Below are 22,366 nucleotides of genomic sequence, written 5' to 3'. Positions count from 1 at the left end.
AATTCTGCTTGTCTGATTGCAGATGCCAGGTAACATAGGTATCCCCCCAAGCAGGGTGGACAAGTGTTTATTTTTTCCGACTATTAACAGAGAGAATATTATGAGCGTTGTGCCTGTAGCCGACGTACTCCAGGGCCGCGTAGCCGTTGACAGCGAAGTCACCGTGCGCGGATGGGTGCGTACCCGCCGAGATTCAAAAGCTGGCATCTCCTTCCTCGCCGTTTATGACGGTTCCTGCTTTGATCCTGTACAGGCTGTCATTAATAATTCTCTGCCCAATTACAATGAAGACGTATTGCGTCTGACAACCGGCTGCTCGGTTATCGTCACGGGTAAAGTCGTTGCGTCTCCAGGACAAGGGCAAAGTTTTGAAATTCAGGCCACCACGGTTGAAGTAACCGGTTGGGTTGAAGATCCTGATACCTATCCGATGGCGGCGAAACGCCACAGTATCGAATATCTGCGTGAAGTCGCGCACCTGCGTCCGCGCACCAATATGATTGGCGCAGTCGCGCGCGTGCGCCATACGCTGGCGCAAGCGCTGCACCGTTTCTTTGACGAGCAGGGTTTCTTCTGGGTTTCGACGCCGCTGATTACCGCCTCCGATACCGAAGGCGCGGGTGAAATGTTCCGTGTATCAACATTGGATCTGGAAAACCTGCCGCGTAACGACCAGGGCAAAGTCGATTTTGATAAAGACTTCTTTGGTAAAGAGTCCTTCCTGACCGTATCCGGCCAGTTGAACGGCGAAACCTATGCGTGCGCCCTGTCCAAAATCTATACCTTTGGCCCTACATTCCGTGCAGAAAACTCCAACACCAGCCGCCACCTGGCTGAGTTCTGGATGCTGGAGCCGGAAGTCGCCTTTGCCAACCTGAATGACGTAGCTGGCCTTGCCGAAGCGATGCTGAAATATGTCTTCAAAGCCGTACTGGATGAACGCGCGGATGATATGAAATTCTTCGCCGAGCGTGTCGATAAAGATGCAATTTCTCGTCTGGAACGTTTTATTGATGCAGACTTTGCCCAGGTTGATTACACCGATGCGGTCACAATTCTGGAAAACTGCGGTAGGAAATTCGAAAACCCGGTTTACTGGGGTGTGGATCTCTCCTCTGAGCACGAACGCTATCTGGCAGAAGAGCACTTTAAAGCGCCAGTGGTAGTGAAAAACTACCCGAAAGACATTAAAGCGTTTTATATGCGCCTTAACGAAGACGGTAAAACCGTGGCGGCAATGGATGTTCTGGCGCCGGGCATTGGTGAAATCATTGGTGGTTCCCAGCGTGAAGAGCGTCTGGACGTACTGGATGCCCGTATGGCGGAAATGGGCCTGAATAAAGAAGATTACTGGTGGTATCGCGATCTGCGCCGCTACGGTACTGTTCCGCATTCAGGTTTCGGTCTCGGCTTCGAACGTCTGATCGCTTATGTCACCGGCGTGCAAAACGTTCGTGATGTGATTCCGTTCCCGCGTACTCCACGTAACGCCAGTTTCTGATTTTAAAAGGCCAGCATTGCTGGCCTTTTTCTCTCTCAGAATGTCAAGTTTTATGGATAAGAAGTAAACAAATCTAAAAACAAGCCCCTCAGTTCTCCCTTCCTGTTACCTGATATTTCATTGCAACATCTCAGTACAAAAAATAATCCCTCCGATCATTGCGGATTAGTTTTTCCTCACCTGATAGCATAATTTTTAATCAATCGCACGGCATTCCAGACGTCTGAAAAAAGTTATCAATCACACCCTCGTTCAATCACATTTGCAGTAAGTGCTATGTTTAGAAAAATTAAACATAAGGAAATCATATAAATAGAAATAAAAATGGGAAATGGTGGCTGAAATTGGCCTGAAATTTGAAGTCGTTCACAAAGCGCCAAAAATAAAATATTTAGTTACACATTTTTTCTTTTTGAAACTAATTCTTTATCTTTGTAGCACTTTCACGGTAGCGAAACGGTGGTTTGAATGGAAAGATGCTTGTCAGACACATAAAGACACCAAACTCTCATCAATAGTTCCGTAAATTTTTATTGACAGAATTTATTGGCGGCAGTGGCAGGTGTCATATAAAAACCAATGAGGGTAATAAATAATGATGAAGCGTAATATCCTGGCAGTGGTAATCCCTGCCCTGCTGGCAGCTGGCGCCGCAAACGCAGCCGAAGTGTACAACAAAGACAGCAACAAGCTGGACATCTACGGTAAAGCGGTAGGGCTGCACTACTTCTCTAAAGACAACGGCAAAAACAGCTACGAAGGTGATGGCGACAAGACCTATGCGCGTCTGGGCTTTAAAGGTGAAACCCAGATCAACGATCAACTGACCGGTTATGGCCAGTGGGAATACCAGTTCCAGGGTAACAACTCTGAAGGCTCTGACGCTCAGTCTGGCAACAAAACCCGTCTGGCATTTGCTGGTCTGAAATTCGGCGATGCGGGTTCTCTGGACTACGGTCGTAACTACGGTATCGTTTACGATGCACTGGGCTACACCGATATGCTGCCAGAGTTTGGTGGTGACACCGCATACAGCGACAACTTCTTCGTTGGCCGTGTTGGCGGTGTGGCAACCTACCGTAACTCCAACTTCTTCGGTCTGGTTGACGGCCTGAACTTCGGCGTTCAGTACCTGGGCAAAAACGAGCGTGACAGCGCCAACCGCTCCAACGGCGACGGCTGGGGTGCATCTCTGAGCTATGAATTCGAAGGCTTTGGTATCGTTGGTGCTTACGGTGCCGCTGACCGTACTAACGCTCAGGAAGCTGCATTCTATGGCAACGGCGAAAAAGCTGAGCAGTGGGCTACTGGCCTGAAATATGACGCCAACAATATCTATCTGGCAGCAAACTATGGCGAAACCCGTAACGCTACCCGTTTCACCAACGGCCTTACTAACAATAGCGGCTTCGCCAACAAAACTCAGGACATCCTGTTAGTTGCTCAGTATCAGTTCGACTTCGGTCTGCGTCCGTCCATCGCTTACACCAAGTCCAAAGCCAAAAACGTTGAAGGCGTGGGTAGCGAAGATCTGGTCAACTACGTAGAAGTTGGCGCGACTTACTACTTCAACAAAAACATGTCCACCTATGTTGACTACATCATCAACCAGATTGATTCTGACAACAAACTGGGCGTAGGCTCTGACGACACGGTTGCTGTAGGTATCGTTTACCAGTTCTAATCAGCAGACCTCTTTGTTAAATGCCTAAAAAACAGGACTTCGGTCCTGTTTTTTTATGTCTGCCAGCAAAATCTGGCGTCTTAAAAAAACACTCAGGCTTTTTGTCACTAACAGTTGGCATTTTGTAAATCTGCCGTTAACCTGATTACGGATTTCCCTTCTGTAACCACAATGGAACCTCGTCATGTTTGAGAACATTACCGCCGCCCCTGCCGACCCTATTCTGGGCCTGGCCGATCTGTTTCGTGTCGATGACCGTCCCGGAAAAATTAACCTTGGTATCGGCGTTTATAAAGATGAGACAGGCAAAACGCCGGTGTTAACCAGCGTTAAAAAAGCCGAGCAGTATTTACTGGAAAATGAAACCACCAAAAACTATCTCGGTATTGATGGTATTCCAGAATTCGGCCGTTGCACGCAGGAATTACTGTTTGGCAAAGGTAGCGCGCTGATCAATGACAAACGCGCTCGCACCGCGCAAACGCCAGGCGGTACTGGCGCGCTCCGTGTTGCCGCGGACTTTCTGGCAAAAAATACGGCGGTAAAACGCGTGTGGGTAAGTAATCCAAGCTGGCCAAACCATAAGGGCGTGTTTAATTCCGCCGGTCTGGAAGTGTGCGAATACGCTTATTACGATGCAGAAAACCACGCGCTTGATTTCGATGCCTTGCTGGCAAGCCTCAATAACGCGCAGGCTGGTGACGTCGTTCTGTTCCATGGCTGCTGCCATAACCCAACCGGTATCGATCCGACGCTGGAACAGTGGCAAACGCTGGCTCAGCTTTCTGTCGAAAAAGGCTGGCTGCCGCTGTTTGACTTCGCCTATCAGGGTTTTGCTCGCGGTCTGGAAGAGGACGCGGAAGGTCTGCGTGCGTTCGCAGCGTTGCATAAAGAGCTGATCGTCGCCAGTTCCTACTCTAAAAACTTTGGCCTGTATAACGAGCGTGTCGGTGCCTGTACGCTGGTTGCCGCAGATGCAGAAACCGTTGACCGCGCATTCAGCCAGATGAAATCCGCCATTCGCGCCAACTACTCTAACCCGCCGGCACACGGCGCATCCGTTGTAGCGACTATCCTGAGCAACGATGCCCTGCGTGCTATCTGGGAACAGGAACTGACCGATATGCGCCAGCGTATTCAGCGCATGCGTCTGTTGTTCGTCAATACGTTGCAGGAAAAAGGCGCAGATCGCGATTTCAGCTTTATCACCAAACAGAATGGCATGTTCTCATTCAGCGGCCTGACGAAAGAGCAGGTACTGCGTCTGCGTGAAGAGTTTGGCGTATATGCGGTGGCTTCTGGTCGCGTCAACGTGGCTGGAATGACGCCGGATAACATGGCTCCGCTGTGCGAAGCCATTGTCGCCGTACTGTAAGTATCATAGCGCCAGGTAGTGCCTGGCGCTTACCCGGCCTACAGTGGTTTCCCATTGCAGACCGGACAGAATTTACCAGACCGGCATTTCATCTTGCAGGAACGGGTTATGCAGCCGCTCATGGCCAAGCGTCGACATCGGCCCATGACCCGAAATAAACGTCACATCATCGCCCAACGGCAATAATTTACGCTTGATCGAATCAATCAGCTGAGCGTGATCGCCACGCGGGAAATCGCTGCGCCCAACGCCGCCTTTGAAGATCACGTCACCGGAAATCAGTAGCCGTGAAGACTCATCAAAGAAGACGATATGGCCCGGCGTATGCCCAGGACAATGCAACACCTGTAAAGTCACATTCCCTACGCTAATACGATCTCCCTCATTCAGCCAACGGTCAGGCGTCAGCGGCTGACACTCTTCCAGACCAAACATGCGACTTTGCGCCGGTAAACCCTGTAGCCAGAACTCATCTTCTTTTTCCGGGCCGATCACTGGCACGCCATAATGCTTCGCCAGTTCCGCCGCCGCGCCAACATGATCGAGATGACCGTGCGTAAGCAGGATCTGCATCAACGTCACGCCGCTGGCGTCCACTTCCTGTTTGATGGTCTGTGCGTCGCCGCCGGGATCGACCAGCGCGGCCAGACGGGTTTGCTCACACCAGATCAATGAACAGTTCTGGGAGAATGCGGTGACCGGAATAATACGATAGTTCATACTGCTCCTGTTTCGTTAAGTCTGCGGATCACCAGTGCCGTGCCGGCCCGGTGTCAATATGCACAAAGTTACTGCGTGGGTAGTATCCTACACCACCTGCGCGCATAGATAACGCAGCTTTGCGAATATTACTTAACGAAACGCCTTCAATATGGAAATCCATCGCCTGCCCTTTCGTGTGGTAGCTTTTTTTCGCCACTCCACGACTGTGCGCACGCAGTTCGTTATTGGTATCCAGTGAGCGGTAACCCGAGATGAGCTGTACGGGCTTACGGGTGCCTAAAAGGCCTTGCAGGCGGAAGAGCTGGTCGAACAATCCTGGGTCGATGGCTTTCACTTTATTCGCGCGAAAATCACGGAAAAAATGGTTTAGTTTTGCTAATTCATCCTGAATATAGGCTCTTCCGTCGAAAAACTCCGCTTTAATTGACTCTCCGGTATGGAGGTTGTTCAGTGTCAAAATACGCGGACGTGGGGTGGAGAGTGTGGCAAATGCTGGCGTAGGCAAGATGGCGGCGCCGAGAGCAACGCCACCAAACGCCAGCAACTTGCGGCGATTAGCGTCAAATTTGTCCATGATAATCAGGTCTACAGGTAAATGTTTTCGTTAATATGCACTTCTGGCGCACGAGGGGCACCTTAACTGGCAAAAAAGCCGACGTCAAGGTGGCCCATCCCCAGCAACGGCGGGGCTTGCAGCGAATCAGCCCTGCCGATGACCAATATTACGACAACAGATTTATCAGAACTTCTTCATTTACCTGATTAATTGTTCTGCTTTTGACACAATTTGTGCGCTGGATCGCGCAGTCAGATCATAATTGTAAATATCTGTACGATACTGAGTGCGTCCGTCTGCTCCCACAAACGCCGTCAGGTAATACAGATTCACCGGAATATTCTGGCGGATGTTGACGTACCGGGTATCACCTTGCTTCAGCGCATCCGAAATCCGCGTATCGTTCCAGCCTGCATCCTGAAGCAGCATATTTGCCAGCTCAGAGGCCTTATTCACACGCACGCAGCCGGAGCTGAGCGCTCGCGTATCTTTCTGGAACAGATTGTGATTCGGCGTATCGTGCAGATAAATCGCGTCTGAACTTGGCATATTAAATTTGTAACGCCCCAGCGAGTTGTGCGCGCCCGGCGCCTGCTGGAAGCGGAACGGCAAGTTCGATGGCGTAATGGTCGACCAGTCCACCTGCCACGGGTTAATCGTCTCTTTGCTGTTCCAGCCGCGCATAACGGTATAACCGTGGCGTTCCAGATACCCCGGATCATTCCAGACTTTGGGCAGAATATCTTTTCGGGCCAGCGTTGGCGGCACATTCCAGGGCGGATTCACCACCACGTTATTAAGCGCGCTGCTCATCATTGGCGTTTTCCGATCGGGGCGGCCAACAATCACCCGGGAAGCCAACACCTGGTTGCCGTTCTGGTAATAAACCAGCGAATAGGCCGGAATATTGACCATAATGCCCGTTGATAATTCTCCTGGCAGTAAACGCAAACGCTGAATATTCAGCGCCAGCACCCCTGCACGTTGCGCAGGCGTCACATTCAGCCATTCGCGCGTCGCCGGGCCAACAGCGCCATCCGCCCCCAGCCCTTGCCAGGTCTGAAAACGTTTCACCGCATCAACAAGCTCACGATCATAAGCCGCACGGACTGCCGGAGCGGGTTGGCTGCGCTGAGTGGATTGCCGGACAACAGGTTTCACGGCAGCAGGCTCCACCGCGACGGCGGAAGGGCTGACAACCACATCAGCCGCCACGTCATCCCCCGGGAGCGCTATCTTAGGCCCGCCTTCCAGCATACCGGTACGCTGTAAAATCTCACGCAGCGCAGGCACATCATTGCTCCACTGACCAGGACGCAACGTCGCGGTACTGGTCAACTGCGGCCAGGGGCGAGCGTCGCTAACCAGCTTTTTCAGTGAATCATGCAGCGCAGCGTATTGCGGATGCTGTGGCGCAAGGCTGGCGACAAACGTCGTCAGTTGACCGTTGTCCAGCGCAACCTGCCACTGGTTGATCACCGAAAGCGGCGGTGTTGCCAGCGCATAAGGTTTGTCGCTGTACAGCCAGCGCGTCCCTTTTACGGGAATATTGGCGATGAAATGGAGATAGCCCATCATGGCGTCGGATAAAACAGCATCTCGCGCCAGACCGGTGACTGACGGGTCGGTCAGCAGCGCGACCCAGGTGGTGAATTGCGGCTGGAACCCGGCGATGGCCACTTCCGCCAACTGCTGCTGAAACGCTTTCACCGCATCGCGATTTTCCCACATTGGTTGCATATCGCGGGCGGCATACAGCAGTTCCAGTTGATTCAGATAAACCGGCGTATAACCAGAAGGAAGTTGCGATTGTAATTCAGCCCGGGCTTTCTCCGCAGAGATCCCCTCCGGCAGCGGCTGAATCCCCGCCATTACCGCTGTCGCAGGCGATTGCGCTTGCGGCTGTGACAACGCGGTGGCTGTTCGCTGACGGTCGCTGAGCTGTCGCCAGGAATCATTTCAGGCTCATCGGCCTGCACACTGAACAGTGGAGCAAATGTTACGGCCAGGCATAAACTGATTGCCGACAGCCGACGACTACAAATTTTGTTAAGCAACATCCCTTGCCCCCTGTTTCTTTATCATACTTTGAATAGCCAGGTTGCCCGCTCACATTGGGTAAAAACCTGAAAACGCCAATACCTTCTGAAGTATGACGAGCAAGCCTGCTTACTCGTCAGGCTTACCTTCAGTATATAAACATCAAAAAGGTTTTGCCTAACCTAATGTAAAGAAGTTTAAAGAAAAAGCACCTGGTGTAAGGTGCTTTTCAGACTTCTGTTTATCGATTTTATGATGAAAAAAGACGGCGCGAAGGCCGTCTTCATCTTACTTACCCGGCGGCCTGCGACGAAGCATCTTCGGTGCCGGTGCCAGGTAGCGTCTCCGGCAGTTGTGGGGCGAAGCCACGCAGTCCGACCACATGAACGTGTTCGGTATTGTGGAAAACCTTACGCACCAGCTTATAGGTGGTGCCTTTCTCAGGGCTGATGTTTTCCGGCGCTGCGATGATAAGCTGCATTTGCAGACGTTCGCACAGTTCGAACAGCGTCGCGATGGAACGCGCATCCAGACGCGCAGCCTCATCAAGGAACAGCAGGCGGCATGGGGAGATATCTTTTCCGCGCAAACGGCGGCCTTCGTCTTCCCAGCTTTGTACTACCATCACCAGAATGGACATCCCGGTACCAATCGCTTCACCGGTAGACAGCGCGCCGGACTCCGCACGCAGCCAGCCGTCTGAACCACGGTTGACCTCGACTTCCATCTCCAGATAGTTACGGTAATCCAGCAGCTCCTCGCCAATGGTCTGCGGCGTACGCTGCCCCATATCAATCTGCGGATTCAGGCGCTGATACAGCTTCGCCAGCGCTTCAGAGAAGGTCAGGCGGTTGCTGTTAAACAGATCCTGATGCTGCTCATGCTGTTCGGAAAGAACATCCAGCAAGGTCGCATGTGTTTCCCGCACGTTAACGTTGAGACGCACGCTGTTCACCTGACCGAACGAGACGTTTTGCAGCCCCTGGTTCAGCATACGAATACGGTTTTGTTCGCGCTGAATCGTCTTACGAATAATGTTCGCCACGCTGCGCGAGCTGATCGCCAGCTTCTGTTCGCGGGAGGTCAACTCTTCCGTCAGGCGACTCAACTCAATTTCCATCTGTTCGATGGCCTCAACCGGGTCATCGGTACGGATGATATCCTGGCGAATACGCTCCCGCAGATGCTGGTAAACCGCCACGAAGAACTGGATCTTACGTTCCGGTCGTTTTGGATCTTCCGACATACGTAATACATCACGCAGGTGTTCGTTATCCGCCACCGCCAGACGCAACGCACCCAACGCCTTATCCGACATGGAGCGAAGTTCATCTGCCGACAGATAAGCCAACTCACGACGATGCAGACGGCGCTCTACCCCGTTATCTTTCACCATCCGCATCACCGCGCACCACCCGGCTTTCGCGGTGACTACCTGCTCGCGCATTTCATGATAATCGCGTTCCAGTTTGCGCAGTCTGCGGGTCAGGTTATCCATCTCCGCTTCACAGAAGGTCAGCGCTTTTTCCAGCTGGTTACGACGTGAGCGGTTATTGCTCAGTTGCGTATGCAGTTCGTCACGGCGGATACGCGCGCGCTCTTCCGAACCGCTGTCGGCGCGCACGCCGATATCCTGTAATTCACGTTGCAGGTCGCCCAGCAGCTCTTTCTTGGTGTCATACGAGCTTTTCAGTGAGGCCAGAACCTGATTGTACTGGCTGAGTTGCGCGGCATGACCGCGTAACGCTTCACGGGCACGGGTACGCTCGGCTTCCGCCTGTTCCAGACGCTGGCGCAGTTTTTCGTTCAGATCGCTGTTGCCGCTCAGCATTTCGGCCGAGTCGGAATAGCTGAAGTGCGCCCGACGCTGTACGACCTCCGTCAGCGCAAAAGCCTGCTGACGCGCATCCCGCTGCGTTTGCTGGGAGTATGCGTAATCTTCTTTCAGTTGCTCAAACTGTTCGGGATCGTTTTGCAGAACCGAGACGATCGGCTCCAGTTTGGCTAACTGATTACCGTGTTGCTGTATAAAACGCGCCGCTTCCTGCGCATCATCCAGACGTTCCTGAATTTCATCCACGCGGTCAGCCAGCGTGTCGTCCGTCAGCAGGTTCAGGCGCGGCAGTAAGCGGTTCAGAGCGGAGACGCCCTCTTTCGCCTGTTCAAACTGAATACGCTGCTGCTGGTTGTCGTTTTCATGCGTAGCCAGCGCGCGTTCCAGTTCAACGCGACGGCCATTCAATTGGCGAATTTCCGCTTCCGGGTCGGCCTCAAACGCGACCGCCAGATGGCTGCCGATAAAACGACTGAACGCCTGATGCAGACGCTGAGTTTTCTGCACGTCGAAGGACAACGTCGCAAAGCGTTCAGACAGCCCTTCGCGCTCAGCATGCAGACTTTCAATACGGTTTTCACGCGCGGCGCGACCAAAGATCGGCACCGTCGGGAAACGGGAATAACGCCACTGACGCTCGGCGGTTTTCACCACCACCGCGTTTTCCAGCTCATCAACGCTGAAGACGCTGTCATCGAACGACTGCGGGTCCCCTTCGATGAAATAGAGATCTTCCGGGCAATCCGTCAGCCCTTCAAGCTGTTCGGCGATCAGCGACAGATCCGGCACCACGATAGCATGACGGGACGGGCCGTACAGCGCGGAGAAGTACGGCGCGTCTTCGAAGCTGACGTCATCATAGATTTCCGACAGCAACACGCCGCCAAAACGCTCCGCCAGCGCGTTCAGACGCGAGTCTTCCGAGCCACCCGGCTGGCTTAAACGTTCAATCTCTTCGTCAACCGCGTTCTTACGCGCGCCAACTTCGTCACGCTCTACAATCGCTTCACGCTCGCGCTCCAGCAACTGTTGCAGATACTCGGTTACATCCTGGCTGGAGGTAAACTCTTCGCCGCTCTGTTCGCACAGCTGATTCAGACTGTTTTGCGCCGCCAGCCAGATCGGGGCGCGCTGCATTAAGTGCTGAATGCGGGACTGGAGTTGCTCCTGCTCCTGACGCAGCGTCATACGCTGTTCATGGGCGTTAGAAACGCTATCCGACAGGGCGGCGATGCGGGCTTCCAGCTCCTGGTGCAGCGCTTCCAGCTCATCAATGTCGAAATGTTTGCCCTGACGTTTACAGAATTCCGCCAGCAGGCGTTCAGCTTCCTGCTGTTCGCGCAAGCGCTGTTCCAGTTCACTCAGACGCATACGCAGCGGCTGAACCTGCTCCGCCAGGTGACGCTGTTCCACGCCTTCGCGCAGCAGGTCGCGCGCCACGCTCCAGGCTTCATTACGCGCCAGCGGGCCATTAATGGCGGCCACCAGCTGATATGCCTGTTCAAACTGACTGTGCGCGGTTTGCGCCACGCTCATTTTCTGTTCCAGCGAAAGCAGTTTTTCCGTTGCTTCCTGCTCTTTCGCCTGGAACGTTTCCAGCCATTCTGCGGCGCTGTCCGCCGTCAGGTCAGGCAGATGACAAAGCGCTTTGGCGCGGTCGAGCGCCTGGATCGCCTGGTTGTACTGAATCGCGCGCGTCTGCTGCACATCCAGCGCCTGCTGATAGTCCGCCAGTTGGCTTTTCAGTTCATCCACTTCCAGCTCGGCGGCTTCCGCACGGGCTTCGTTCTCTTCCTGCATGTCGGCGGCTTCAGCCACCACTTCATTTTGCTCTTCGAGACGAATTTGCAGCTCATCGAGATCCGCTTCATAGCGCTCGATCTTCTCCTGCTGGCGCAGCGCGGTCTGCACCAGGTTCAGGTGGTCGCTGGCGGCCTGGTAATCCGCTTCCAGATCCCCTTCCGCACCGTTGTGCTCGCCCAGTTCACGCGCCATGTCGACGTGTTTGTACTGTTCCGCCGCCAGTTGCTTACGCGATGTGTACAGCTCGCGACGAAACTCCAGCGCTTTATCCAGATGAACCCGGCGTTCGTTGGCGTGGCGCATGTAGTCCGCCGCCACGTAGTTAGTGGCTTCGCTAATCAAATGCTTGAACAGGTCACGATCCGACTGGGTTACGCGGATCGCTTCCAGCGTCATACGGTTTTCACGCAGCGCGGCTTCCATATCCTGGAACGCTTTACGCACGCCGCTATTTTCCGGCAGCAGGTAGTCACGCAGGGAACGGGTAATCGCGCTGGAGATCCCGCCGTACAGCGAGGCTTCAATCAGACGATAGAACTTGCTGCGATCGGACGCAGAACGCAGACGGCGGGCAATGATGCCCAGATCGAACATCAGTGAGTGATAATCGGTGATCGAGTTAAACTGCTTAAACTGCACGCCTTCCATCGCATCGAGCTTCTCTTTCAGCTCCGCGAGGGTCAACACGCGCGCCTGGCGCTCGTTCAGCGTTTCCGTCACCAGCTGCGTCGGCTGCACCGACATCGGCAAGCCCTGAATGGCAAACGGTTTGATATCAACTTTGCGATCGCGTCCGGCGACCTGCTGCAAACGTACGCCCACCACAACACGCTGATGGCGGGAATTGAGGACGTCGAGCATGGAATAACAGACGCCCGCTTTCAGCTTACCGTGCAGGCCTTTATCGCGCGATCCGCTGGTGGCCCCGGCTTCCGTGGTGTTACGGAAATGCAGTAAGGTTAAGTCCGGGATCAGCGCCGTGACGAACGCCGCCATCGTGGTGGATTTACCGGCGCCGTTCCCGCCGGACAGCGTGGTGACCAGCTCATCGAGGTCAAAGGTGCGGGCAAAAAAGCCGTTCCAGTTAATCAGCGTTAGTGAGCGAAATTTACCGCGTTCAATCATTATTCTTCCTCTCCACTGTCCGGCTGATTCTCTTCGGTCTCATCGTTGAGTTGCAGGTGATTTTCAACCGGCATGGCTTCCCCATCGCGGATTAAGCGACGCTGCGCTTCACGCGGATCGTCACCGGTACGCACATCCGCGCCAAAGCGGAACACCGATTCCGTGATACGGAATTTGCTGCTGTCATGGCCCATAAACCACACCATCCCTAAGCGACGCAGACGGTTTAACGACGAGCGCACCTTCTCCTGTAGTTTCTGACGATCCACGTCAGACCCCGTTGAGCGGTTGTTGACCAGTTTCAGCAATTTGGCTTCCTCTGTCAGGGCGAGCAGCTCATCGTACAGTTCCTGCTGGGTAAAAATCCCCTCATTTGCCAACCGCTCCGGGCTGAGATAGAGGTAACAGAGGATTTTACCCACCATCATGTCCAGTTCAGACAAGACGGAGCGCGGGATAATCGTCGTGGAACGCGGGCGCAGGTAGAAAAAACCCTCCGGCGCGCGAATCAGTTCGACGTTATAGCGACTGTAAAACTCTTCCAGATACTCCTGGAAATCCATCAGGAAGGCATGATTATCCAGCTCATCCAGACCGATATGTCTGCCGGAGCGTAATGCGCTATCCAGCGCCGGAAATAACGGGTTTGCCAGCGCCTGCGCCAGCTTAACCGGCATCACTTGTTCAATATTTGTCAATGACATGCGCCTGTACCTTGGCTCCGTAATCATTAATCGGCTGCCATTTGGCTGGCAGTCCGGTGAAGTCTGCTTGCGCTACGCCAAGACGTACCGCCTGATCGATAACAATACGCGCCACGTCGAAGTGACGCGCTCGTGGGTATTGCGCCAGATATTCGCGCACTACCAGGCCGAGATCCAGTGGGGCTTGTCTGGATTTATAGATAGCCAACTGTTCTTCGATGATCGCCGCCAGTTGTTCGCGGATCTCGTTAAATTCTTCATATTCCAGGTCCGGCGGCAGTTCGCCGGTCACCTCTTCATCGCGCAGCGCCATCTCTTCATCGCGCATATCCAGCAGACGATCGGCGTTGGCATAGGTCAGCGCCCACGGCTCATCAAAATAGCCCTGGATGGACTGGCGCAGTCGCTGGGCAAAGACGCGGTTTTTATCCATATCAATCGCAGTACGGATAAATTTGTGTACGTGTCGGTCATAGCCAATCCACAGGTCGATGGATTGCTGACCCCAGCTAATAATGCGGTCGAGTTTGCTTTGCAGATCGAACACCAGACGATCCACAAAATGCAGGTCGTCATGCGCCATCGTGGCGTCCTGGATGCGTAACAGATTGGCCTGCAATTTATCGCCAGCCGCTTCGAGCGTATCCTGTAACTCACGCAGCGTGCCGGATGTTTCAGAAAGCAGCAGTTCGCAACTCGAAATCGCCGCGCGCCAGTCTTTGTTCAGCAACTGCGCAATGTCGTCTTTTACCTGCTGCTGCTGCTCATCCATGATGCGCTGGGTCAGGTCGATGCTGTCGAAAATTTCCGCGACCGAATATTTCAGCGGCGCATAAACGTTGCGATGCCAGTGAAACTCGTCGCCGCCCTCATCTGCCGCATCCGCCGCCCGCTTCAGTTCACCCGCGACAATGGATAGCTGCATGGAAAGGCGCAACGTGGAAAACTCACGCTGGCGGATGTAGTAATCGGTAATGCCAATCCCGAGCGGCGTCAGGCGATAAATGGCGTTGCCTTCCGCTTGCTCGCTGGTAAAGCGGTTCAGCAGACGTTGACGTACCATATCGTTGATCGCGTTGTTGGCGCGCACGCCGATGGTTTCGCTGGTTTGCTCAAACGCATCACTGACATGGCGGAACGCATCCACCAGTTCGCCTTCACTCATCTCCCCGTCCAGGCGCTCGCCGTTCAGCGTGGCTACCGCCAGCAGGAACGAAAGTCGGTCTACCGGCAGAGAGATGGAAAAGTCATTTTTTCTGGCCCAGGCAACCAGTTCGGGGACTGTCTGGGAAAATTCACTCATAAGTTATCCTTGCATCTGCGGTTTGCGCGCGGTGACATGAATGTAGCGGCCAAGGCTAATATACGGCTCCTGGCGGCAATAACGCGTTTCTAATTCAACTAACATCTCATAGCAGTCACGCTGTTGATGCTTCTCACGCAGATAATCATGAAATACGCGTACGCCGGTCTTACCGGTAATCTGCCAGCCAATATCTTCCAGCCACTGATAAACCTGCTCGGGTTTACGTGGATAGTCTGGCGAAAGCGTACGCTTTTTGCGTTTTGGCATCCCCACCTGCACATAGTCAAAGTTCCCTGCCACCATGTTATGCATCAACAGGCCGTTAGCATTGTAGAACATTAACGACAGTGCTCCGCCGGGGCGCAAAACTGACCAAAGCGTCTCTAACACGCCGACCGGTTCCGCCACCCACTCCAGCACAGCATGAAACAATATCAGATCAGCGGAGGTTTCCAAATGCGAAGCGACATCCTGAACGGCGCATTGTATAAAATGCATGTTTCCGCTCACACCTTTTGCTTCTGCCGCCTGCTGCGCACGCGCGATCATCTCGCCGGACAGATCGCACAATGTAACCTGATGCCCACGCTCCGCCATTTTGATGGCCGTTTGCCCCTCTCCGCCGCCAGCATCCAGGATGTGCAGTTTTCGCTCGCCGAATTCCGCCAGCAACTGATCAAGATCCTGCCACAGAATCGCCTGTCGCAGCTGTCCTTTAGTGGTTCCGTAGATGTTACGGGAAAACTTTTCAGCAATGTCATCAAAATTGCGGTCCCGCATCGGACTCTCCACAAGCTGGCTCAGGTGTGCTTTTAAAAAGAAGCTATTTTGTCATAGTCGCGGCGATATTTAACCTGTCTGGTGTAATATCCCTGCTGATCCCCTGCTGTATGGTCAAAAAAGGAACCAAAAAGGATGCTTTTTACTCTGAAGAAAGTGACTGGCGGTCTGTTGCTGCCGCTTCCCTTTATGCTGCTCATCATGGGCGTGGGGCTGGCGCTGGTATGGTTTAGCCGCTTTCAGAAAACCGGGAAGGCGTTTATCAGCCTGGGATGGCTGGCAATATTTCTGTTAAGCCTGCAACCTGTTGCTGACCGTTTACTCAAACCGATTGAAAACAGTTACCCCACCTGGCAGGGAACGCAAAAAGTAGACTATATCGTGGTGCTGGGCGGCGGCTACACCTGGAACCCCCAGTGGGCGCCCAGTTCAAATCTGATCAATAACAGCCTCCCACGTCTGAACGAAGGCGTACGCCTCTGGCTGGCCAATCCGGGATCGAAACTGATCTTTACGGGCGCGGCGGCAAAAACCAATCGCGTGAGTACGGCAGAAGCGGGCGCAAGAGTGGCACAATCGCTGGGTGTGCCACGCAGCGACATCATTACGCTGGATCAGCCAAAAGATACCGAAGAAGAGGCGGAAGCGGTGAAACAGGCCATCGGCGATGCCCCTTTCCTGCTGGTCACTTCCGCCTCCCACTTACCGCGCGCCATGATCTTCTTCCAGCATGTTGGGTTACATCCGCTGCCTGCACCCGCCAATCAACTGGCGATAGATTCACCGTTAAATCCGTGGGAGCGAGCAATTCCCTCCCCGGTATGGTTGATGCATAGCGATCGCGCCGGTTATGAAACGCTGGGGCGCATCTGGCAGTGGCTGAAAGGCGCGTCAGGCGAGCCAGGGCAGCAGTGATTTTGTTGCGAGGTCAAAGTTGGAGCGGCTAAAACGCCCGGTATTGACCAGCTGCGCGACTTCGTCCCATAACACATAAAGCCAGCGCCGCCAGATGAACGATTCCGCCACTGGCGCGTGTTGCAGATAATGCCAGAGCAGCCCTTCCGCCAGCGCATTGTCCATCAGCCGGAACAGTTCATACTCTCGTGGCGCCCACAGCATAACGCCAGGCCCCACCATCGCCAGAAGCTGATCGCTGCGGGCATCTTTCAGCATACTGCGCAGGCTAAAATTGCCGTGGATGAGCACGCAATTATCATTAAATCCTTCAAACAGCGCAGGCAGGCACTCCCGGGTACGAAACAGAATGCGTTTATCCTGCATGGTTAACCCGGTGTTGTTGAACTGGTTTAACGTCGTCCATAGCACTTCAACACGCTGGCGATACCAGGACGGCCAGATATTTTCCTGCGTATGATCCACCGCGCCCACGCAACCCCGGCTGTCCTGTCGATGCCAGGCTAACAACCCTTCTACAATCTGATCCTTCAACTGCTCCCAGCGCTCAGGCGTGCGGGCGGGCGCTTCCACAGAGACGCCACGCAGACGCTCCAGCAGCAGGACATCAGGCCCGGGGTGTTCCTCATGCGTCATCACGCCATAGACAACCGGCATGCGTACCGTGCCGCTACGCGCCAGCATGGTCGTTTTCCATGCCAGTTGCTGCGCCACGCCAGGGGTCGTAAAACTTCTCGCCATTAGCGGCATCGGGTTTCCCTGACTGTCGTACAGCGACCACAAGGCCGTATCCGCCTTTTCACTCACGCACTCTATACGGCTGAGTTTTTCGCCCAGCAGATGACTCAGTTCGGCTCGCAGCTGTTCCATTTCAGATTGCCCTCATAAACGCCACTGCTTTTATAATGAGCGCCGTATGGACAGATGTCACCCGGATGAGATCAATTGATGAAAAGAAAAATGAAGGGAAAATCGTAACGATACGACACTCCTCCCATTTGTGAGAGGAGTGCGATAGCGGATATCAGCGCATTTCGGCGCGAACGCGCTCAAGATCTTCGGCTGTATCAACGCCCGTTCCCGGGACTTCTTTGGCGACGGCAACATGGATTTTTTCGCCATACCACAGCACACGAAGCTGCTCCAGCATCTCAATATGCTCAAGCGGGCTGGGCTGCCAGTTCACGTAGCGGCGAATAAACCCGGCGCGATAGCCGTAAATTCCCAGATGGCGCAGGAACGTGTCGCCCACGGTCTCAAGGCTTTTCGCAAAACGATCGCGATCCCAGGGGATCGTCGCACGCGAGAAATAAAGCGCATAGCCTTCAGCGTCCAGCACAACTTTCACTGCATTAGGATTAAAGGCTTCTTCAGCACCGTGAATCGGCGCCGCCAGCGTCGCCATACCAACCTGGCGCTGCGCCAGGTTTTCCGCCACCTGACGAATAATCACCGCCGGGATCATCGGTTCATCGCCCTGCACGTTCACAATAACGGTATCGTCGCTAAAACCGCATTTTTCAACGACTTCCGCCAGACGCTCCGTCCCGGACTGATGGTCAGCGCGCGTCATGCAGACTTCCCCACCCGCCGCTTCTACCGCGCGAGCGACATCTTCATGATCCGTCGCGACAATAATGCGTTCAGCGCCAGATTCGCGCGCGCGTTCCAGAACATGCACGATCATCGGTTTGCCGTTGATATCCAGTAAAGGCTTACCGGGCAGACGCGTGGACGAAAAACGAGCGGGAATAATGACCACAAAACTCATGATTTACTCTCATCAGCAGTAATGGAACGCGCTTCCGTTTCCAGCAATACCGGAATGCCATCGCGCAATGGGAAAGCCAGGTTATCCAGTTTGCAAATCAGTTCTTGTTTTTCCTGGTTATACCAGAGTTTGCCGTTGCATACCGGGCAGGCAATGATTTCAAGTAGACGATGATCCATAGTTCCTCCAGATGGACCGGATTGTGAATCCATCAATATTAACATAATCGTTTATGAGACCGCGTCTATTTCCCAGCCATGACGATTTTCTGCAAACAAGCCGGATGGGCAGTTCCCTAGCGTGACGCGGCTGGCCTGTTGCCAGCGAGCAAACGCATTAATCGCCTGTAACAACCCTTTTTGCAGCGTCGGGCCCGGTTTAACCCCCTCCTGCAACCAGAGCGAGATGACTTCCAGCACGCCCGTTTTGCGATGCATTTTGGCATCCATACGCCCAACCAACTGCCCCCGATGCAGCAGCGGCAAAACAAAATAGCCGTACTGGCGTTTAGGCGCCGGGGTATAGCACTCCAGGCGGTAGCTAAAATCGAACAACTGCTCTGCCCGTTTCCGGTCCCAGACGACGGGATCAAAAGGGGATAAAACCGCGCTATGCGTAGCGGTGAGCTTATTGTTCAGCGCCTGCTCCAGTAGCGGCAACAGATCGGCGTGTAGCCACATTGCCCCCAGCCTGTCGGCCTGAACGGGAACCAGTTGCCCCTGTTCAACGCGGATATCACGCCACGTTTTCACTTCAGGTCGCCGCAGGCGATAGTAATCCGCCAGCCACTGCTCGCGAAAAATCCCCAGACTGCGCGCGCTATTATCCAGCATGGCGATTTCTGCTTCTGCCTGCGACAGTAAATCGCGTTTATCGTCCCAGTGCGGCATCACGCGTTGCGTCAGGTCATACACGCGCTGAAAGTTGCGCCGTTCTACAACCATGACTTTCCCGGCAGTGAACAATCCTTCAAGATGGCGCTTATGCGGCTTCCATTCCCACCATCCACTGGCGCCTTTGCGCGGATGCGCAAAATCCGCTGAGCGCACAGGGCCGTTATGGTGAATATGCTGGATCAACTGCGCGATCTCATCGGCATGTTCCTGCATCCACGATGCTTTGTACTTCCAGCCCATCTTCTCAGGCGCCAGCATACGGTGACGAATTAGCGTAAAGTCGCTACGCGGTAAGAAACAGGCCTCATGCGCCCAGTATTCCATGAGTTCGCCACGCGACAACGAGTCGTCCAGCCACTGTTGCGGGTAGTGGCCCAGACGGCTAAACAGCACCAGATAGGGGCTGCGCGCCACAACGTTGATCGTATCGATTTGCAATAAAGACATGCGCGAAATCGTTGCGAGAATATCCGCAGGCAATGCCTGACGGCGGGGCTTTTTCAGCAAACCTTGCGCAGCAAGATGGAGATGACGAACATCCGTAAGAGAGAGATGCGGCAACGACATGTATAACTCCGGGAATCGTTCGCTGCCGCCACATCAATTTGTGCTAGCGAGCCAGCGAGATGAGTTGTTCAAGCAGTGCGTCAGGTTGTTCACCCGACAAACGCGCGTCTACAGGTAAATACCACCAGTTGTCCTCGGCAAATCCCCGGCATTTAACGGCATCTTTTTCCGTCATGACCAGCGTTTGCCCGTCGGTTACTAACGCCTTCACATCGTTAAAGGCGAGAGACTGATGATCGGCCAACGGAACGCATTTCTGTAGCGACGCCCCACACGCTTCGAGCGTAGCAAAGAAACGTGGAGGATGGCCAATCCCCGCCATCGCGACAATGTTGCTTAACTCCGCGACATGACGGCGCTCACCGGTGCATAAATTGACCGCCAGCCCTGGCGCCAGCTGCATCGGAATTTCTCCTGGTCTGGCAACGCCGCCGTTGACGATCACCGCATCTACCGATTTAAGCCGGCTGGCGCGCTCACGCATCGGCCCTGCGGGCAACCACCAGCCATTGCCAAACCGACGCACGCCGTCGATGACAACGATTTCAATATCTCGCGCCAGACGATAATGCTGTAGCCCGTCATCCGTCACGATAATTTGTACATCGTGACGCGCGAGAATCGCTTTTACTGCGTCTGAGCGAACCGGCGAGACAGCAACAGGTGCGCCGGTTCGTTGATAGATCAGTACCGGCTCATCGCCCGCTTCCGCAGAGGACGTTTGTGGAGTAAGCAACAGCGGATAAGACGCCGCTTTACCGCCATACCCCCGCGAAACAACCCCAACGCGAATGCCGCGCTGTTGCAGTTGCTCGACCAGCCAGATAACGACCGGCGTTTTTCCGTTGCCCCCCGCCGTAAGGTTCCCGACGACAACGACCGGCACCGGCGCACGCCAGGCGCGTTTAATTCCCAGCCGGTAGCACAAGCGAATCCCCCCACTCACCAGGCCATACAGCCAGGAGAGTGGGAGCAAAAGACGCCACAGGGGCGATTCACCAGACCAGATGCGGGCGATCATTGGCCAAATTGCATTTTATGCAGTTGCGAATACACACCGCGCTGCTCCAGCAATTCGCGATGGGTTCCACGCTCAACAATAATCCCGTCTTCCACCACGACAATTTCATCAGCTTGTTCAATCGTTGAGAGGCGGTGCGCGATAACCAGCGAAGTACGGTTTTTCTGCAACTCATCCAGTGCGGACTGAATCGCGCGTTCGGATTCGGTGTCCAGCGCAGAGGTGGCTTCATCCAGAATCAGGATTGGGCTGTCACGCAGCAACGCACGGGCAATCGCGATACGCTGACGCTGGCCACCAGAAAGCAGTACGCCGTTCTCGCCGATAACCGTATCCAGACCGTCATCCATCTTGCTGATAAAGTCCATGGCATACGCCATACGCGCCGCTTCTTCAATTTGCTCGCGGCTGTACTCTTCAGTACGCGCATAGGCGATGTTGTTCGCAACCGTATCGTTAAACAGGTGCACATTCTGCGAAACCAGCGCGACCTGATTACGCAATGAAGACAGGGTATATTCACGCAGATCGTGTCCATCCATCAGGATATTCCCTTCATTGATGTCGTAGAAGCGCGTGATCAGACTGGCAATGGTTGATTTACCTGAACCGGAACGCCCGACCAGTGCAACCGTCTTACCCGCCGGAATATGCAGATTGATATTGCGCAGCGCAGGCGTTTCACGCCCCGGATAGGTAAAGGTCACATTGCGGAATTCCAGATCGCCCGTCGAACGTTCAATTACGCGTTTGCCTTCGTCTTTCTCTTGCTCGCTATCCAGAATAGCAAACAGCGTCTGGCATGCCGCCATACCACGCTGGAACTGCGCATTGACGTTGGTCAGCGATTTCAGAGGACGCATCAGGGCAATCATTGATGAGAATACGACGGTAATCGTACCCGCAGTCAGGCTGTCCATTACGCTCGGGAAGCTAGCCGCATAGAGAACAAAGGCCAGCGCCAGAGACGCGATCAGCTGAATGATCGGATCAGAGATGGATGATGCAGACACCATTTTCATCCCTTGCAGACGCATTTTATTGCTGACTTTGTCAAAACGCTTCGTTTCAACTTCCTGACCGCCAAAGATAAGCACTTCTTTGTGGCCTTTCAGCATCTGCTCTGCACTGGTGGTCACCTGCCCCATCGTGTTTTGCATGTTTTTACTGATGCTACGGAAACGCTTCGATACCACGCGAATCGCAATAGACACAACAGGCGCCAAAATGACCAGAATGATCGACAGTTGCCAGCTGTTATAGAACATCATGATAAACAAAGCGATGATCGATGCACCTTCACGCACGACCGTAATCAACGCCCCGGAAGACGATGACGCAACCTGTTCTGAGTCATAGGTAATACGAGAAAGCAGTGTCCCCGTTGATTGTTTATCAAAGAATGCAACAGGCATCCCCATCATATGACCAAACAGACGACGGCGCATGGTCATCACCACTTTGCCCGATACCCATGAAATACAATAGCTGGAAATATAGCTGGTGATACCACGTAATATCATCAGGCCAATAACCACCAGCGGCATCCAAAGCAGCACCGATCGATCTGTTTTACCAAAACCATCGTCCAGCAATGGTTTGAGGAGCGATAACATAAAAGCATCGCTGGCCGCATTGAGGATCAACGCGACACCCGCCACGATCAGCCCAGTTTTGAAAGGCGCAATGGTAGGCCACAGTCGGCGGAACGTCTGCCACGTAGAGAGATCTTTATCGTTATGCATTCAAAAAACCAGCATTTGTT

16 protein-coding genes and 1 pseudogene are annotated in these 22,366 nt (G+C 53.9%); 4 read left to right on the top strand and 13 right to left on the bottom strand.

All coding sequences use genetic code 11. From position 1 onward, the window contains the following. Window positions 1-100: 100 nt before the first annotated feature. From asnS to aspC, 3 genes are all read left to right on the top strand, one after another. Window positions 101-1,501 (top strand): asparagine--tRNA ligase, encoded by a 1,401-nt coding sequence (gene asnS, locus OGV67_RS11715; protein WP_024130475.1) that lies wholly within the window; start codon window positions 101-103, stop codon window positions 1,499-1,501. A 595-nt stretch (window positions 1,502-2,096) separates the two neighbouring features. Next, window positions 2,097-3,185, top strand: coding sequence for a porin OmpF (gene ompF, locus OGV67_RS11710; RefSeq protein WP_012132994.1), 1,089 nt, complete (start codon window positions 2,097-2,099; stop codon window positions 3,183-3,185). Window positions 3,186-3,369: 184 nt separating this feature from the next. Beyond that, the gene (gene aspC / locus OGV67_RS11705) at window positions 3,370-4,560 is read left to right on the top strand and encodes an aspartate transaminase (protein WP_047457753.1); all 1,191 of its coding nucleotides are present in this window, start codon (window positions 3,370-3,372) and stop codon (window positions 4,558-4,560) included. A gap of 72 nt (window positions 4,561-4,632) precedes the next feature. On the opposite strand, the gene OGV67_RS11700 is transcribed toward aspC, so the two are convergent. From OGV67_RS11700 to cmoM, 7 genes and pseudogenes are all read right to left on the bottom strand, one after another. Continuing rightward, window positions 4,633-5,280, bottom strand: a complete 648-nt coding sequence (locus OGV67_RS11700) for an MBL fold metallo-hydrolase (protein ID WP_012132997.1) — start codon at window positions 5,278-5,280, stop codon at window positions 4,633-4,635. Between the two features lie 28 nt (window positions 5,281-5,308). Beyond that, the gene (gene mepK / locus OGV67_RS11695; protein WP_012132998.1) at window positions 5,309-5,857 is read right to left on the bottom strand and encodes a peptidoglycan L,D-endopeptidase MepK; all 549 of its coding nucleotides are present in this window, start codon (window positions 5,855-5,857) and stop codon (window positions 5,309-5,311) included. Window positions 5,858-6,037: 180 nt separating this feature from the next. Beyond that, window positions 6,038-7,899 (bottom strand): annotated as a pseudogene (gene ldtD / locus OGV67_RS11690) (L,D-transpeptidase). A gap of 272 nt (window positions 7,900-8,171) precedes the next feature. Beyond that, window positions 8,172-12,641 (bottom strand): chromosome partition protein MukB, encoded by a 4,470-nt coding sequence (gene mukB / locus OGV67_RS11685; RefSeq protein ID WP_115614889.1) that lies wholly within the window; start codon window positions 12,639-12,641, stop codon window positions 8,172-8,174. Beyond that, window positions 12,641-13,345, bottom strand: coding sequence for a chromosome partition protein MukE (gene mukE / locus OGV67_RS11680; RefSeq protein ID WP_115614890.1), 705 nt, complete (start codon window positions 13,343-13,345; stop codon window positions 12,641-12,643). Before mukE ends, mukB begins: the two co-directional genes overlap by 1 nt. Continuing rightward, window positions 13,326-14,648 carry a chromosome partition protein MukF gene (gene mukF, locus OGV67_RS11675; protein ID WP_012133002.1) on the bottom strand — a complete coding sequence of 441 codons (1,323 nt, stop codon included), beginning with the start codon at window positions 14,646-14,648 and terminating at the stop codon, window positions 13,326-13,328. Before mukF ends, mukE begins: the two co-directional genes overlap by 20 nt. 3 nt (window positions 14,649-14,651) lie before the next feature. After that, the gene (gene cmoM / locus OGV67_RS11670; RefSeq protein ID WP_115614891.1) at window positions 14,652-15,431 is read right to left on the bottom strand and encodes a tRNA uridine 5-oxyacetic acid(34) methyltransferase CmoM; all 780 of its coding nucleotides are present in this window, start codon (window positions 15,429-15,431) and stop codon (window positions 14,652-14,654) included. A 135-nt stretch (window positions 15,432-15,566) separates the two neighbouring features. Here cmoM and elyC point away from each other — a divergent pair, with 135 nt between their 5' ends. Next, window positions 15,567-16,346, top strand: a complete 780-nt coding sequence (gene elyC, locus OGV67_RS11665) for an envelope biogenesis factor ElyC (protein WP_286465566.1) — start codon at window positions 15,567-15,569, stop codon at window positions 16,344-16,346. Here the strand turns inward: elyC and OGV67_RS11660 are convergent. The 6 genes from OGV67_RS11660 to msbA all read right to left on the bottom strand — a co-directional run bounded on the left by OGV67_RS11660 (window position 16,323) and on the right by msbA (window position 22,346). Beyond that, complete coding sequence (locus OGV67_RS11660) at window positions 16,323-17,216, bottom strand: YcbJ family phosphotransferase (RefSeq protein WP_012133006.1); 894 nt, start codon at window positions 17,214-17,216, stop codon at window positions 16,323-16,325. The two genes, elyC and OGV67_RS11660, sit on opposite strands and share 24 nt — an antisense overlap. A 154-nt stretch (window positions 17,217-17,370) precedes the next feature. Continuing rightward, on the bottom strand, window positions 17,371-18,117 hold the full coding sequence (kdsB, locus tag OGV67_RS11655) for a 3-deoxy-manno-octulosonate cytidylyltransferase (protein ID WP_012133008.1): 747 nt from the start codon (window positions 18,115-18,117) through the stop codon (window positions 17,371-17,373). Then, window positions 18,114-18,296, bottom strand: coding sequence for a protein YcaR (gene ycaR / locus OGV67_RS11650; RefSeq protein ID WP_012133009.1), 183 nt, complete (start codon window positions 18,294-18,296; stop codon window positions 18,114-18,116). The genes kdsB and ycaR overlap by 4 nt, the downstream gene beginning before the upstream one ends. A gap of 51 nt (window positions 18,297-18,347) precedes the next feature. After that, on the bottom strand, window positions 18,348-19,580 hold the full coding sequence (locus OGV67_RS11645; protein ID WP_115614893.1) for a winged helix-turn-helix domain-containing protein: 1,233 nt from the start codon (window positions 19,578-19,580) through the stop codon (window positions 18,348-18,350). A gap of 43 nt (window positions 19,581-19,623) precedes the next feature. Next, window positions 19,624-20,601: a tetraacyldisaccharide 4'-kinase gene (gene lpxK / locus OGV67_RS11640; protein ID WP_012133011.1), complete on the bottom strand. Its 978-nt coding sequence runs from the start codon at window positions 20,599-20,601 to the stop codon at window positions 19,624-19,626. Further along, complete coding sequence (gene msbA / locus OGV67_RS11635; protein ID WP_012133012.1) at window positions 20,598-22,346, bottom strand: lipid A ABC transporter ATP-binding protein/permease MsbA; 1,749 nt, start codon at window positions 22,344-22,346, stop codon at window positions 20,598-20,600. The genes lpxK and msbA overlap by 4 nt, the downstream gene beginning before the upstream one ends. Window positions 22,347-22,366 lie beyond the last annotated feature (20 nt).

Source organism: Citrobacter sp. CK188 (genome assembly GCF_030333525.1).
GTDB classification, from domain to species: Bacteria; Pseudomonadota; Gammaproteobacteria; order Enterobacterales; family Enterobacteriaceae; genus Citrobacter_B; species Citrobacter_B koseri.
Note: the sequence above shows the minus strand (reverse complement) of the source record. Positions and strands in the feature narration are given on the sequence as shown.

Coding starts and splice junctions, on each gene's coding strand:
- mukF (WP_012133002.1), bottom strand. CDS start 14,648: ATGAGTGAATTTTCCCAGACAGTCCCCGAACTGGTTGCCTGGGCCAGA.
- mukB (WP_115614889.1), bottom strand. CDS start 12,641: ATGATTGAACGCGGTAAATTTCGCTCACTAACGCTGATTAACTGGAAC.
- OGV67_RS11645 (WP_115614893.1), bottom strand. CDS start 19,580: ATGTCGTTGCCGCATCTCTCTCTTACGGATGTTCGTCATCTCCATCTT.
- asnS (WP_024130475.1), top strand. CDS start 101: ATGAGCGTTGTGCCTGTAGCCGACGTACTCCAGGGCCGCGTAGCCGTT.
- aspC (WP_047457753.1), top strand. CDS start 3,370: ATGTTTGAGAACATTACCGCCGCCCCTGCCGACCCTATTCTGGGCCTG.
- mukE (WP_115614890.1), bottom strand. CDS start 13,345: ATGTCATTGACAAATATTGAACAAGTGATGCCGGTTAAGCTGGCGCAG.
- elyC (WP_286465566.1), top strand. CDS start 15,567: ATGCTTTTTACTCTGAAGAAAGTGACTGGCGGTCTGTTGCTGCCGCTT.
- lpxK (WP_012133011.1), bottom strand. CDS start 20,601: ATGATCGCCCGCATCTGGTCTGGTGAATCGCCCCTGTGGCGTCTTTTG.
- msbA (WP_012133012.1), bottom strand. CDS start 22,346: ATGCATAACGATAAAGATCTCTCTACGTGGCAGACGTTCCGCCGACTG.
- OGV67_RS11700 (WP_012132997.1), bottom strand. CDS start 5,280: ATGAACTATCGTATTATTCCGGTCACCGCATTCTCCCAGAACTGTTCA.
- OGV67_RS11660 (WP_012133006.1), bottom strand. CDS start 17,216: ATGGAACAGCTGCGAGCCGAACTGAGTCATCTGCTGGGCGAAAAACTC.
- kdsB (WP_012133008.1), bottom strand. CDS start 18,117: ATGAGTTTTGTGGTCATTATTCCCGCTCGTTTTTCGTCCACGCGTCTG.
- ompF (WP_012132994.1), top strand. CDS start 2,097: ATGATGAAGCGTAATATCCTGGCAGTGGTAATCCCTGCCCTGCTGGCA.
- ycaR (WP_012133009.1), bottom strand. CDS start 18,296: ATGGATCATCGTCTACTTGAAATCATTGCCTGCCCGGTATGCAACGGC.
- mepK (WP_012132998.1), bottom strand. CDS start 5,857: ATGGACAAATTTGACGCTAATCGCCGCAAGTTGCTGGCGTTTGGTGGC.
- cmoM (WP_115614891.1), bottom strand. CDS start 15,431: ATGCGGGACCGCAATTTTGATGACATTGCTGAAAAGTTTTCCCGTAAC.